We start from the raw sequence: 12,641 nt of genomic DNA, 5'->3' as shown, positions 1-12,641 counted from the left end.
AGGGTAGGTCAGGCAGCTGCCGCGTGCTGCGAGGCCGCCTCACGGCGTGAGGTGAACGCTGACGCCGCGGCCACGACGGCGCCGAACACAGCGAGAATGGCGCCCACGCGCGAGCACCACTCGTAGCCGAGCCCCGCGTCGAGGACGACGCCGCCGAGCCACGCCCCGAGGGCGTTGGCGAAGTTGAGCGTCGCGTGGTTGAGCGCGGCGGCGAGCGACTGACCCTCGTGGGCAACGTCCATGAGGCGGATCTGGATCATCGGCACCATGACCGTCGGCAGGAAGCCGAGAAGCCAGACGAACAGCACGGCCGTCGGCTTGTAGTGCGCGGCGTACCCGAACAGGTCGAGCATGACGGCGATCGCGATGAGGCAACCGAAGATGCCGCGCATGAGCCCGTGCATCGCGACGCGTCCGGAGACGAGCGCGCCACACGTCATGCCGACGCCGTACACGACGAGGATGAGCGGCACGGTGGCCTCGGAGAAGCCGGTCAACTCGGTCATCGTCGGGGCGATGTAGCTGAACGTCGAGAACATGCCGCCGAACCCGACGATGCCGATGGCGAGTGCGAACCACACCTGCGGTCGGGTGAGCGCCTTGAGTTCCTTCTTCGCCGTGACGAGTCCCGTCGTCCCCTGGTGAGGCACCCACGCCAACACGGCGAGCGCCGAGAGTAGACCGATGACGGCCACGAGCGCGTAGGGCCACTGCCATCCCATGCGCTGCCCCATCCACGTCGCGATCGGCACGCCGATGACGTTGGCGACGTTGAGGCCGCCGAGCGTCATCGAGACGGCCCAGGTGCGCCGGTGTTGGGCAACGAGCGACGCAGCGACAACCGCACCGAGGCCGAAGAAGGCACCGTGCGGCATGCCGGAGACGACACGGGCAGCGAGGAGCACGTGGTAGTTCGGAGCCAGAGCAGCCCCGACGTTGCCGACGAAGAACGCGAGCATGAGGCCGATGAGCACCGTCTTGCGCGGCACCTTGGCGAACACCATCGTGACGAGCGGCGCGCCGATGACGACACCGAGCGCGTACGCGGAGACGGCGTTGCCCGCCTGCGGGATCGAGATGCCGAGACCGCGGGAGATGTCGGGCAGCAGCCCCATCGTGACGAACTCCGTCGTGCCGATGGCGAAGCCGCCGAGCGCGAGCGCCGCGATCGCGAGACCGGCCCGCGGATGGGCGCCGTTGCCCTCGTCGACGACGGAGGGGTCGGCGATGTCGCGGAGCGCGGTCGGTTCGATCACCTATCGATTGTTCCAGCCGCCGAGGAGTGCCTCGTACCGTCCGCGGGGCTGCCGACGCGTGTGTTTCGTCACGAGGGCGGGCCCGCTCGTTAGGCTCGTGGCGTGAACCTCAAGCAGATGGCCGGTCGTGTCGCTACCTCCCTCGCGCGCGAGGGCATGAGGGCTCTTCTCGACGGGAGATCGCGCTCGGATCGCTCCGGTGCTGCGAAGCGATCGAAGGCGCCGAAGACCCCGGGCACCGTCGCGACGCCACAGCACTCACGGGGCGGCGGGCGGCGCTCGCCTGCATCGAACGCCCCCGCCGACACGGGCTATCGAGGCGACTGGCATGGCGTCCTGCCCGCCACGAGCTGGCAGGCGAAGGACGACGGCCGTCCCGACCCCGGCGAGATCGTCTGGGCGTGGGTGCCCTACGAGGAGGACCACACCCAGGGCAAGGACAGGCCGGTGCTCGTCGTCGCCCGTCACCCGCAGGAGGACGGCGTGACGCTCGCGCTCCCCCTGACGAGCAAGGACCACGACCGCGACGCCGCGCAGGAAGCACGAGCCGGTCGGCACTGGATGGACATCGGATCGGGCGCGTGGGATCGCGCCGGGCGTCCGAGCGAGGTTCGCCTCGACCGCATCCTCCAGCTCGACGAGGCGTCGGTGCGCCGCGAGGGCACGGCACTGGATCGCGAGATCTTCGAGTCGGTCATCGCCGCCGTTCCAGGACGGCGCTGACCAAGAACGACGACAGGTCTGACCGACGCCGCTGACGCTGTCATGCCGCGCCGGGTCGCGAGACGAGTCAGTCCAGGCCCATCGACATGTGTTGGAACGGCCCGACCGGGCTGAACCCGGCCTTGCGGTAGAGCGAGTGGCCACTCTCGGTGGAGAACAGGCTCACCCACCCGGCGTCCTGTTCGCGACACCAGGCGAGCGCGGCGTCGAGCAAGGTCTTGCCGTAGCCGCGACCGCGGAAGACCAGATCGGTGCTCATGTCACCGAGGTACGCCGAACGCCCCGATCCGTCCGGTCCGGGAAGGTGCTGCTCCACGGACGTCGAGACGATCGATGCGAGCGGTGTGCCGGGGCCCGCACCCTCCTCGGCGTCGATGACGAAGCACGCGTAGTTCGGCGAGTCGAGCAAGGTCGCCGCGGCTGCCGCGCATCGCTCGCCCCACGCGTCGTCGAGCTCGATGTGCCATGGCCAACCGTCCTCCATGAGCAGGCCCTTGAGTCGGACGATCTCGGGGATGTCGGAGTGTTCGGCGCGACGGACGGTGACCATGCGCCCAGGGTACGACCCGGCCCCCCCAGCGTCGTGGCGCCCCGTCCCCAACGCACAGAGCCACGCGCCGAAGAGGTTGTTACCGATACTCACAGTTTCCGATACCGCGCGTACCTACGATCAGGTAACCTCAGGGAAAGTTGGCCCGCCGGGGGGCCGCTCAACGATCCAGAGGAAAGGCCGAGATGACTTCCACGAACTCGAAGGCGTCGATCGCCGACAAGGGCCAGGCGGTCGCTCTTCGACTGTTGGCCAAGGCGGGCGGGCACGACCTGCTCAAGAACCCCGCCGTGCGCTCCAAGGTCGAGCGCGCGCTCTACAACGGCAGCAAGCAGGGCTTCAAGGTTCAGACTGCCGCGGGCCGTGCGTTCGCGAAGAAGAGCGGTTCGGGTGAGCCGGCACGTCCGGCCCCGACGAAGCCGCGTCGGGAGTTCGACCTCACGCCGACCGAGGACCAGGCGATGATCGCCGGAGTCGCCGCCGAACTGGCCGACGAGGTTCTGCGTCCCGTAGCCGCCGACGCCGACGGTGCCCGCGCCGTGCCCGACGAGATCCGCGCCCAGGCGGCCGAGATGGGCCTGACGCTCCTGTCCCTTTCCGCCGAGCTCGGCGGTGTCGCCGAGGAGCGCTCCGCCGTCATGAACGTGCTCGTGCTCGAGCAGCTCGCCCGCGGCGACATGGGTCTCGCGGTCGGCATCATGGCGCCTGCCGCCGTCGCCGGAGCGATTGCCTCCTACGGTTCGTCGGCGCAGCAGGAGACGTACCTTCCCGCGTTCACCGACGAGAAGAAGCCTGCCGTCGCCTCGCTCGCGATTGCCGAGGCCGGCCCGCTGGCCGACCCGCGCAAGCCCGCTACCAAGGGCGAGCTTCGCGGCGACAAGCTCGTTCTCACCGGCGAGAAGGCCCTCGTGCCGTGCGCCGACTCGGCCGAGCTGTTCGTCGTCACGGCCGAGGTCGACGGCGACCTGCGCCTCGTCATCGTCGAGGCCGGCACCGAGGGCCTCAAGGTGTGCGACGACCCGGCCATGGGTGTTCGCGCGTCGCACACCGGCCGCCTGCACCTAGAGAACGTCGAGGTCTCCGCGGACAACCTGCTCGGCACGAGCGAGGACGCGCTCGACGCGATCCGCCGTTCCCGCCTCGCCTGGGCCGCTCTCGCGTGTGGCACCGGCCGCGCCGTGCTCGACCAGGTTTCGCAGTACGTGACGGAGCGCAAGGCGTTCGGTGAGCCGATCGGTCACCGTCAGGCTGTCGCGTTCACCGTGGCGAACATCGCGATCGAGCTCGACGGCATGCGCCTGGCAACGCTGCGTGCGGCGGCTCGTCTCGACTCCGGCCGCAAGCCCGAAGCAGCCGCTGAGGCCATCGCGCACGCTCGCGCGCTCGTCACGAAGTACGGCGCGCAGATCGGTAGCGACGCGGTGCAGCTGCTCGGCGGCCACGGCTTCGTCAAGGAGTTCGACAACGAGCGGTGGTACCGCGACCTGCGCGGCGCAGGCGTCCTCGAGGGCGGCGTGGGCGTCTGACGCCTTGCTCCCCCACTCCCCGAAGATTTCGCGCAAAGGAAACGTCATGATCGATCTCGAAATCCCGAAGAAGTTCGTTCCCCTCGTCAAGCAGGCCGGTTCGATGGCCGACGAGGTCTTCCGCCCCGTCAGCCGCAAGTACGACCTCGCCGAGCACGAGTACCCGCGTGAGCTCGACCTCGTGTCGGCCCTCATCGACGGCATGTCCGACTCGGGCGCCGGAAACGGCGCCGGTGCCTCCGGCTCGACGCGCGCCGCCGAGGACGAGGAGAAGCCGAGCAAGTCCGCCAAGAAGGGCGGCAACAAGAACGGCGCCAACATGAGCTCGGCGCTGTCCATCATGGAGACGTGCCGCGGCGACGTGGGCCTGACGCTGTCGATCCCCCGCCAGGGCCTCGGTAACGCCGCCATCGCCGCCGTCGCGAACGACGAGCAGAAGGAGCGCTACGGCAACCGTTGGGCCGCCATGGCGATCACCGAGCCGGACACCGGTTCGGACTCCGGCAACATCCGGACGACGGCCACGAAGGACGGCGACGAGTACGTCCTCAACGGCGAGAAGATCTTCGTCACCTCCGGTGAGCGCGCCGAGCTCGTCGTCGTGTGGGCGACGCTCGACAAGTCGCTGGGCAAGAAGGCCATCAAGTCGTTCGTCGTGGAGCGCTCGAACCCGGGCCTCAAGCTCGTGCGTCTCGAGCACAAGCTCGGCATCCGCGCCTCCGACACCGCCGCGTTCGTGCTCGACGACTGCCGCGTGCCGGCCTCCGACCTGCTCGGTGACCCGGAGATCCGCACCGAGTGCGGCTTCGGTGGTGCGATGCAGACGTTCGACAACACGCGTCCGCTCGTCGCGTCGATGGCCGTGGGCCTGACGCGTGCCTGCCTCGACTTCACGCGCGCCGCGCTCGAGAAGGCCGGCCACGGTCAGGACTGGGACGCCCCGATCGCCGCGCAGTCGTACGCGAGCGCCCGACTCGTGCAGATGGAGGCCGACTACGAGGCCGCGCTCCTGCTCACGCTGCGCGCCGCGTGGATGGCCGACAACGGCAAGCCCAACTCGATGGAAGCGTCGATGGCGAAGGCCAAGGCCGGCCGCACCTGCGTCGACGTCGCACTGTCGTGCATCGAGCTCGTCGGTGTCGACGGCTACGCCGAAACCGAGCTGCTCGAGAAGTGGGCGCGCGACTCGAAGATCCTCGACATCTTCGAAGGCACGCAGCAGATCCAGCTGCTCGTCGTCGCCCGGCGCCTACTCGGCCTGACGAGCGGCCAGCTGAAGTGACGCACTGACGAGTGCCAGAAGGGGCGGGTGTCTACGGACGCCCGCCCCTTCTGCGTGTGCACCGCCAACCGGGTTCGATCCTTGGGGCAAAGCAGAAGGGCCAGGACGAAAAGCGTGTCCTGGCCGTTCTGCCATTGGTGGAGCTATGGGGACTCCGTCGGACTCGCTAGCGCTCGCCCTCCTCCTCGAATCACAAAGTTCAATAAATGCCAAAACGACCAGGACGAAAAGCGTGTCCTGGCCGTTCTGCCATTGGTGGAGCTATGGGGATTCGAACCCCAGACCTCTTCCATGCCATGGAAGCGCGCTACCAACTGCGCCATAGCCCCGCGCTCACCGGGGTGAGCAACACGGTTACTTTACCCTCCGGTCGCCTCCGCGCCAACTTGGGCCGGGCCCGGCTCCGTCCTACGCAGCAGCGCCACGCCTGCACCTCCGGCGGCCGGCTCCGGGCGGGATGACGCAACGAGGTGCGGATTCTTCCCCTCTTGTGTCCAAGGGCGCATCTTGCGCGCAAGAAGGGAAGATCTCGTCCCTTGTTGCCTTGTGGTTCGGTGGCTGGGGTCGCTGACGCGAGCTATGGGGACCCCGTCGGGCTCGCTACGCTGCGGGGCGGCTCCTCGAATCGCCATGTTCGATAAATGGCAGAACGGCCAGGACGAAAAGCGTGTCCTGGCCGTTCTGCCATTGGTGGAGCTATGGGGATTCGAACCCCAGACCTCTTCCATGCCATGGAAGCGCGCTACCAACTGCGCCATAGCCCCGCGCGAATCACTCAGCAACGCTGCGCGACTCGCATACTTTAGCGAGCCTTCACGGCCACCCGCAAATCGGGGGTCAGCCGACGTTCGACGCCTCTCAAACCGGCGCGCCGGTCGACTGCGCCTGCCCCTGGCGCGCGGCTCGATCCGAGCGCTTACGGATGTAGACCACGCGCTTCGCGTGAGCCACCACGGTGCCGTCCGCCATGTGAAGATCGCATTCGAACGTGTGCAGCACCTTGCCCTCGGCGTCAGCCTTCGCCTTCAACTCGGCGACGAGTTCCTTGGGCGCTTCGAACTCCGCGTAGACGGTGCCTGTGCCCGGCTTCTTGAACTCGATCTCGCACGCCTTGTCCCACACGAGATAGTCCGTGCCGATCTGGTGCATGACGAGCAGCGGGTAAAAGGCGTCAGTCATCGCGTTGAGCGAGCCGCCGAACGCGGTGCCGTTCTGGTTACGGTTGAAGCGGTTGAGACGAAGCTCGACGCGTGCACGCGTCCAGTCCTCGTTGAACTCGCGCACCCGGATGCCGGCGCCGAGCAACGGCGGGTAGAAGTTCATCAGTCGCGCCATGCGCTGCGGTGACATCCGCTTGCGCTCACGTCCTGCGTGCTTACTCATCTCGCTCGTCCGCTCCTCGTGTACGGGTGAGTAACTTTGGTTCCCAATCTACGTCACAGGGCGCAGCGAGACCCAGTGACTGACTCAGCGCTGGACATCGTCACCGATCAGGGCGCCGCAGCCCCGGCGCCCGCGTTCCACTGCTCCACCCGCCACGAGCCGGAGTCGTCGCCCACGAGCACGATCCACCGGCAGTTGCCGATGGCCGTGAAAGTGTGCGCCACCTGCCCGTGAGTAAGACACACGGCGTCAGCAGCCAGGGCGCGCATCGCGGCACCGTGCAGAACGAGCAGGGCACTCTCCCCCGCCGCGAGCGGCGCCGTGGCCTCGTCGAACGCGGGACGGACGCGTGCAGCTACGTCCGCCATCGACTCACCGTGCACGCCGCGCGGGATGTCCTCCCCCCGCGCGAGGGCTGCGCTCTCCTCGGGGTAGGCGTCGTGAACCTCGCTGTGCAGCATCGTCGACCACTGGCCCGTGTCGATCTCGACGAGGCGCTCGTCGCTTCGACGCCGCAGCGGACGTCCGCGAAGATCGAACGCCCCCTTGAGCACGGCCGCCGTCTGCGCAGCGCGGCGCAGCGGTGAGTACGTCAGGGACACGATGGAGGCGTCCCGCACGAGCACCTCGGCCGCCCGCTCCGCCTGGGCGAGTCCCGTGGCATCGAGGGCGATGTCCGTTCGTCCCTGCCAGCGCTTCTCGAGATTCCACGCCGTTTGACCGTGGCGCAGCAAAATGGCCCGCCGAAGCGGGCCATCGAGCGGTGCGACCATCAGGAAGCGGCTTCGTCGAGATCCAACTCGATGACGGGGCAGTCCTGCCAGAGGCGCTCGAGGTCGTAGAACTCCCGGTCCTCCTCGTGGAAGGCCTGCAGCACGATGTCGCCGAAGTCGATGAGCACCCAACGGCCCGACGCGCGGCCCTCGCGGCGCACTGGCTTGGAGCCGAGCGGCAACAAGGCCTCCTCGACGGCGTCGACGATGGCGTTGACCTGACGCTCGCTCTCCGCCGAGGCGATGACGAACGTGTCGGTGATCGCGAGCTGGTCGCTCACGTCGAGCGCGACGATGGACGTCGCAAGCTTGTCCGCAGCGGCCTGGGCGGCCGCCTGCGTCAGTTCGATGGAACGGTCTGTAGCCGTCACCTAGTCCTCCTGGAGGTGGCCCGCGTCGGGGCCGTAAAGCTGATACTTGTGGATGTACTGCACGACGCCGTCCGGCACGAGATACCAGACCGGCTTTTCGTCGCGAACGCGGTCACGGCAGTCGGTGGAACTGATCGCCATGGCCGGAATCTCGTGCAGCGTGACGCGATCACGCGGGAGCCCGTGGTCACTCAACTCGTGCCCGGGCCGGGTGACGCCGATGAAGTGGGCGAGATCCCACAGCTCCTCGACACCCTTCCACGACAGGATCTGTGCCAGGGCGTCGGCGCCCGTGATGAAGAACAGTTCCGCGTCGGGACGCTGCGCGTGCAGATCCTTCAACGTGTCGCGCGTGTACGTCGGGCCGGCACGATCGATGTCGACACGGCTGACGCTGAAGCGCGGGTTCGAGGCTGTCGCGATGACCGTCATGAGGTAGCGGTGCTCCGCAGCCGCGACGTCACGACCGGCCTTCTGCCACGGCTGCCCCGTGGGCACGAAAATGACCTCGTCGAGGTCGAGGAGGCTTTGAACCTCACTCGCCGCGACGAGGTGACCGTGGTGAATGGGGTCGAACGTACCGCCCATGACCCCGATTCGTGGTGTCAGTGCGAAGCCCCGTGCTTCTTGTGGTTGTCGGGAGCCGGGCCACCGTGGTGAGCCTGGCCGCGCGGCGCACCGAAGCGGGCAGCCGTGTTACGGAAGGCCCACAGCAGCGCGAACAGCAGCAAGAAGATGGTGAACGCCATGAGACCGAAGCCCCACGGCGGCATGAAGATGTGGTTCTCCTCGAGCTCCGGAACCTCAACGGCTGCGGCGAGCGAAACAAGCGACGTCATGAAAGCAAGGATACTGCCTCGACACAGCATCGGGACAGCAGGCCCTCCTAACGTCGCTGACGCCAGGCCGTTGCGCACCGCACGTCACGAGAGCTGCCGTCATGAATCCCCACCTTTCCGTCGTCGTCCCCATGTTCGACGAGGAGTCCGTCCTCCCCCTCTTCGTCGAGCGACTCCGCCCCGTGCTTGACGATCTGCGCGCGTCCTACGAGGTCGTGTGCGTGGATGACGGCTCCCGTGACGCGACGCCCGCTCTGCTCGAGCGCTACCGCCGCGCGTGGCCGCAGCTACGCGTCGTCCGGTTGCGCGCCAACTCGGGTCACCAGGCCGCGATCAGCGCCGGCCTCGCCCGCGCACGTGGCGACTGGGCGGTGACGATCGACGCCGACCTGCAGGATCCGCCCGAGGTGATCAGCGAGATGCTGCGCGTCGGCACGGAGCGCGGCGTCGACGTCGTCTACGGCGTGCGCACGGATCGCTCGAGCGACACGTTCTTCAAGCGGGTCACCGCCGAGGGGTTCTACGCCGTCATGGCCCGGCTCGGCGCACGCGGCGCGATGAACGCCGGCGACTTCCGGATGATGTCGCGCGCGACCGTCGACGCCGTTCTGGCCCTGCCGGAGACGAACCGCGTGCTGCGCCTCGCCGTGCCGACGCTCGGTTTCCCCTCCGCCGAGGTCGGCTACCGCCGCGAGGAACGCGCCGCCGGCCGCTCCAAGTATCCGCTGAGCAAGATGTTGCGGCTGTCGCTCGACGCCGTCACCGGCGCATCGAGCGCACCGCTGCGCCTCGCGACGTGGTGCGGGCTGCTCGGATTGCTCGTCGCCTTCGGCGTCGGCGCGTTCGCATTGTGGGCCAAGGTCATGGGCCACTCCGTGACGGGCTGGGCCTCCACGATCGTCGTCATCAGCGGCTTCGGGGCCGCGCAGTTGCTCGGCCTCGGGCTCCTGGGCGAGTACGTGGGCCGTATGTTCGCCGCGGTGCAGGCACGCCCGACGCACTACGTCGCCTACGACTCGCTCGAGGAGTCCGCGCTCGGCCGCCAGCCGTCGATCGAGCACCTCGCCCCGGAACCCGCCGTAATCGCGCACGCGTCGTAAAGGAGGGCGCGTCGGGCAGTCCGTCAAGGCATCGGCGAGGCCGCTCAGCGGATCTGACCGTCTCCGTCGACGACCCACTTGGTCGTCGTGAGCTCGGCGAGCGCCATCGGTCCGCGGGCGTGCAGCTTCTGCGTCGAGATACCGATCTCGGCGCCGAAGCCGAACTCGCCGCCGTCGGTGAAGCGCGTCGAGGCGTTGACCATGACGACGGCCGAGTCGACCTGGGCGATGAACGCGCGTGCGGCGGCACGGTTCTCGGTGACGATGCAGTCGGTGTGGTGCGTCGAGTAGCCGTCGATGTGCTCGATGGCCTCGTCGAGTGAGTCGACGACGCCGACGGACATTTCGAGGTCGTGGAACTCGGTGTTCCAGGCTTCGTCCGTGACGGGCTTCGTCTCGACGTCGCCGGCGAGGGCCGTGGCGCGCTCGTCGGCGTGAAGGGTCACGTCCTTGTCGGCGAGCGTGCGCAGCACGCGCGGGAGGAACTCGTCAGCGACGTCGCGGTGCACGAGCAACGATTCGGCGGCGTTGCAGACGCTCGGACGGTGCGTCTTGGAGTTCACGGCAATCTCGAGCGCCATGTCGAGGTCGGCGTCGGCGTCCACGTAGACGTGGACGTTGCCGGTGCCGGTCTCGATGACGGGCACGGTGGAGCCGGTGACGACGGTCTCGATGAGCTTCGCTCCCCCGCGCGGAATGACGAGGTCGACGAGGCCGCGCGCGGTGATGAGTGCCTGGACGTCCTCGTGGCCGCCGTTGAGCAGCTGCACGGCGTCGGCGGGCAGACCTTGGCGTTCGAGGCTCTCGCGGAGCGCGGCGACAATGGCGGCGTTGGTGTGTGCGGCTGCGGAGCCACCGCGCAGGATCATGGCGTTGCCGCTCTTGAGGCCGAGGCCGGCCGCGTCCACCGTGACGTTGGGGCGGGCTTCGTAGACCATGCCGACGACACCCATGGGTACGCGAACCTGCTTGATCTGCAGGCCGTTGGCAAGGGTGTTGCCGCGCACGACCTCACCCACGGGGTCGGGCAGTGCGGCGAGATCGCGGAGGGCCTGCGCGACGGCGCTGACGCGTTCGGGCGTCATGCGGAGGCGGTCGGCGAGGCTGTCGGAGATGCCGGCGTCGCGGCCGCGTTCGAGGTCGCGTTCGTTTCCGGCGACGATGCTCGCTTCGGCGGCTTCGATAGCGTCGGCGAGGACGCCGAGGGCGGCGTCCTTCTCGGCGCGTGACAGCAGGGCGAGTCGCTTCGAGACGACGCGCGCGGCCTTTCCGGCTGCGGCGACCCGTGCGGTGGACTGCTCAAGGTTGCTGTTCATGTTTTTCATCCTATGGAGGGGCCAACGGCGACCCAAACGCGAATGCGACCCGGGTCACACACCAAGCCGGAGAGGCGGGCCCGGGACGCACCACCCGCCGGGTCCCTCCACTCAAGGCGTGACGGAGCCTGGCCGAGGGGGCGCGCGTCAGCCCCTGCCCGCCAAAGCCCAGCACCGACAAAGCCGAAACACTCTTCGTAGAGCCAACCCTGCTGGAAGCGGACTCCACGAGGAGACCAGGGCGCATGAGAATCCCGAGCTTGCGAGGGGTTCTCACGCGCCCTGACCGACGAGTGGCCCGAAGCCATGTCGCACCGAGACGGGCCCCTGGGCCCGGCCGGAAGACAGGGCTACGGGAGCACGACCAAATGGTCGCGGTGCACAAGGCTCCGCTCGAAGGCGGGGCCGATGTTGTCGGAGAGTTCGCGGGTGGAGCGGCCTTTGGCGCGTTCGACGTCGGCGACGTCGTAGTTGACGAGGCCGCGGGCGAAGACGGTGCCGTTCTCGTCGGCGAGGTCGACGGCGTCGCCTGCGAGGAAGCGGCCTTCGGTGGCGACGACTCCGGCGTGCAGGAGGGAGCGTCCTCGGTCGCGCACGGCCTTGACGGCGCCTTCATCGAGGACGAGTCGGCCGGCGGGCGTGGTGGCGTGAGCGAGCCAGAGGCGGCGGGCTCCGCGGCGGCGTCCGGTGGGCGCGAAGGCGGTGCCGATGTCGTCGCCGGCGAAGGCCTCGCGGGCTTGCGGCATGGAGGTGAGCATCGTGGGCACACCTGCGGCGGTGGCGATGCGCGCTGCGTCGATCTTGGTGCGCATACCACCGGTGCCGACGCCGGAGCCGGTACCGCCGATCTCCACGTCCTTCATCTCTTCGACGTTGGGGACGAATGGGATGCGCTTGGTGCCTTCGCGGCTGGGCGGGCCGTCGTAGAGGGAGTCGACGTCGGAGAGCAGGATGAGCGCGTCGGCGTCGATGAGGTGACTGACAAGCGCGGCGAGGCGGTCGTTGTCGCCGAAGCGGATCTCCTGGGTGGCGACGGTGTCGTTCTCGTTGATGATCGGCACGGCGCCGTGGTCGAGGAGCGTCTCGAGGGTGGATCGGCCGTTGAGGTAGGTGGTGCGGCGGGTGACGTCGTCACTCGTGAGGAGTACCTGCCCGGCGGTGAGGCCGAGGCCCTGGAACAGCAGCGAGTAGGCCGACATGATCTGACCCTGGCCGACTGCGGCAGCGGCCTGCGCCTCGGGAAGCGCGGTGGGCCGCGTCTGCATCCCGAGCGGCGCCATGCCTGCGGAGATGGCGCCGGAGGAGACGAGGAGCACTTCCTTGCCCGCGTGGCGACGTTCGGCGAGGATGCCGACGAGCTCGGTGAGCGCGGAGTGGTTGATGCCCCCACTCGTGTATGTGATGGACGACGAACCGACCTTGACGACGACGCGTTTGGCATCGCGAATCTGCTCGCGAAGGCTCTCGCTCGTGTGGGCTGCAGACAACGGGGGTATTCCCTTCTCCGACTCGTCGAACGGCG

The 12,641-nt window shown here is 68.5% G+C and carries 13 protein-coding genes and 2 tRNA genes; 4 read left to right on the top strand and 11 right to left on the bottom strand.

Annotation, left to right across the window (positions count from 1 at the left end; translation table 11 throughout):
- Positions 1–8: 8 nt before the first annotated feature.
- Complete coding sequence (locus tag IM689_RS05095; protein WP_319803810.1) at positions 9–1,256, bottom strand: MFS transporter; 1,248 nt, start codon at positions 1,254–1,256, stop codon at positions 9–11.
- Positions 1,257–1,358: 102 nt separating this feature from the next.
- Here IM689_RS05095 and IM689_RS05090 point away from each other — a divergent pair, with 102 nt between their 5' ends.
- A complete protein-coding gene (locus IM689_RS05090) occupies positions 1,359–1,979 on the top strand; it encodes a type II toxin-antitoxin system PemK/MazF family toxin (RefSeq protein ID WP_319803809.1) in 621 nt (206 codons plus the stop codon).
- 67 nt (positions 1,980–2,046) lie between these two features.
- Here the strand turns inward: IM689_RS05090 and IM689_RS05085 are convergent, their stop codons facing one another.
- Complete coding sequence (locus IM689_RS05085; RefSeq protein WP_193643140.1) at positions 2,047–2,529, bottom strand: GNAT family N-acetyltransferase; 483 nt, start codon at positions 2,527–2,529, stop codon at positions 2,047–2,049.
- A 185-nt stretch (positions 2,530–2,714) separates the two neighbouring features.
- Here IM689_RS05085 and IM689_RS05080 point away from each other — a divergent pair, with 185 nt between their 5' ends.
- A complete protein-coding gene (locus IM689_RS05080) occupies positions 2,715–4,055 on the top strand; it encodes an acyl-CoA dehydrogenase family protein (RefSeq protein ID WP_193643139.1) in 1,341 nt (446 codons plus the stop codon).
- Between the two features lie 46 nt (positions 4,056–4,101).
- Entirely contained in the window at positions 4,102–5,337 is a 1,236-nt protein-coding gene (locus IM689_RS05075) for an acyl-CoA dehydrogenase family protein (protein WP_193643138.1), read from the top strand.
- A 253-nt stretch (positions 5,338–5,590) separates the two neighbouring features.
- On the opposite strand, the gene IM689_RS05070 is transcribed toward IM689_RS05075, so the two are convergent.
- From IM689_RS05070 to IM689_RS05040, 7 genes are all read right to left on the bottom strand, one after another.
- Positions 5,591–5,666: transfer RNA gene (locus IM689_RS05070), tRNA-Ala, on the bottom strand.
- Positions 5,667–6,025: 359 nt separating this feature from the next.
- Positions 6,026–6,101 (bottom strand) — tRNA-Ala (locus tag IM689_RS05065).
- A gap of 94 nt (positions 6,102–6,195) precedes the next feature.
- Complete coding sequence (locus tag IM689_RS05060) at positions 6,196–6,720, bottom strand: DUF4442 domain-containing protein (RefSeq protein WP_193643137.1); 525 nt, start codon at positions 6,718–6,720, stop codon at positions 6,196–6,198.
- Positions 6,721–6,827: 107 nt separating this feature from the next.
- Complete coding sequence (locus tag IM689_RS05055; protein WP_118912666.1) at positions 6,828–7,493, bottom strand: histidine phosphatase family protein; 666 nt, start codon at positions 7,491–7,493, stop codon at positions 6,828–6,830.
- Positions 7,493–7,864, bottom strand: coding sequence for a ribosome silencing factor (rsfS, locus tag IM689_RS05050; RefSeq protein WP_118912667.1), 372 nt, complete (start codon positions 7,862–7,864; stop codon positions 7,493–7,495). Before rsfS ends, IM689_RS05055 begins: the two co-directional genes overlap by 1 nt.
- Positions 7,865–8,473 carry a nicotinate-nucleotide adenylyltransferase gene (nadD, locus tag IM689_RS05045; RefSeq protein WP_264674275.1) on the bottom strand — a complete coding sequence of 203 codons (609 nt, stop codon included), beginning with the start codon at positions 8,471–8,473 and terminating at the stop codon, positions 7,865–7,867.
- Complete coding sequence (locus IM689_RS05040; RefSeq protein WP_047312042.1) at positions 8,470–8,703, bottom strand: hypothetical protein; 234 nt, start codon at positions 8,701–8,703, stop codon at positions 8,470–8,472. Before IM689_RS05040 ends, nadD begins: the two co-directional genes overlap by 4 nt.
- Positions 8,704–8,804: 101 nt before the next feature.
- Here IM689_RS05040 and IM689_RS05035 point away from each other — a divergent pair, with 101 nt between their 5' ends.
- A complete protein-coding gene (locus IM689_RS05035; protein WP_193643135.1) occupies positions 8,805–9,803 on the top strand; it encodes a glycosyltransferase family 2 protein in 999 nt (332 codons plus the stop codon).
- Between the two features lie 44 nt (positions 9,804–9,847).
- Here the strand turns inward: IM689_RS05035 and IM689_RS05030 are convergent, their stop codons facing one another.
- Both IM689_RS05030 and proB read right to left on the bottom strand, forming a co-directional pair.
- Positions 9,848–11,119, bottom strand: a complete 1,272-nt coding sequence (locus IM689_RS05030; protein ID WP_227484465.1) for a glutamate-5-semialdehyde dehydrogenase — start codon at positions 11,117–11,119, stop codon at positions 9,848–9,850.
- 350 nt (positions 11,120–11,469) lie between these two features.
- Positions 11,470–12,606 (bottom strand): glutamate 5-kinase, encoded by a 1,137-nt coding sequence (gene proB / locus IM689_RS05025; protein WP_182434647.1) that lies wholly within the window; start codon positions 12,604–12,606, stop codon positions 11,470–11,472.
- Positions 12,607–12,641 lie beyond the last annotated feature (35 nt).

Origin of the sequence: Dermacoccus barathri (assembly GCF_015070805.1) — a bacterium.
Classification (GTDB): Bacteria; Actinomycetota; Actinomycetes; order Actinomycetales; family Dermatophilaceae; genus Dermacoccus; species Dermacoccus abyssi.
This window is presented reverse-complemented; position numbering and strand designations above follow the sequence as displayed.

Coding starts and splice junctions, on each gene's coding strand:
- IM689_RS05085 (WP_193643140.1), bottom strand. CDS start 2,529: ATGGTCACCGTCCGTCGCGCCGAACACTCCGACATCCCCGAGATCGTC.
- IM689_RS05080 (WP_193643139.1), top strand. CDS start 2,715: ATGACTTCCACGAACTCGAAGGCGTCGATCGCCGACAAGGGCCAGGCG.
- IM689_RS05075 (WP_193643138.1), top strand. CDS start 4,102: ATGATCGATCTCGAAATCCCGAAGAAGTTCGTTCCCCTCGTCAAGCAG.
- IM689_RS05060 (WP_193643137.1), bottom strand. CDS start 6,720: ATGAGTAAGCACGCAGGACGTGAGCGCAAGCGGATGTCACCGCAGCGC.
- IM689_RS05055 (WP_118912666.1), bottom strand. CDS start 7,493: ATGGTCGCACCGCTCGATGGCCCGCTTCGGCGGGCCATTTTGCTGCGC.
- IM689_RS05040 (WP_047312042.1), bottom strand. CDS start 8,703: ATGACGTCGCTTGTTTCGCTCGCCGCAGCCGTTGAGGTTCCGGAGCTC.
- IM689_RS05035 (WP_193643135.1), top strand. CDS start 8,805: ATGAATCCCCACCTTTCCGTCGTCGTCCCCATGTTCGACGAGGAGTCC.
- IM689_RS05030 (WP_227484465.1), bottom strand. CDS start 11,119: ATGAACAGCAACCTTGAGCAGTCCACCGCACGGGTCGCCGCAGCCGGA.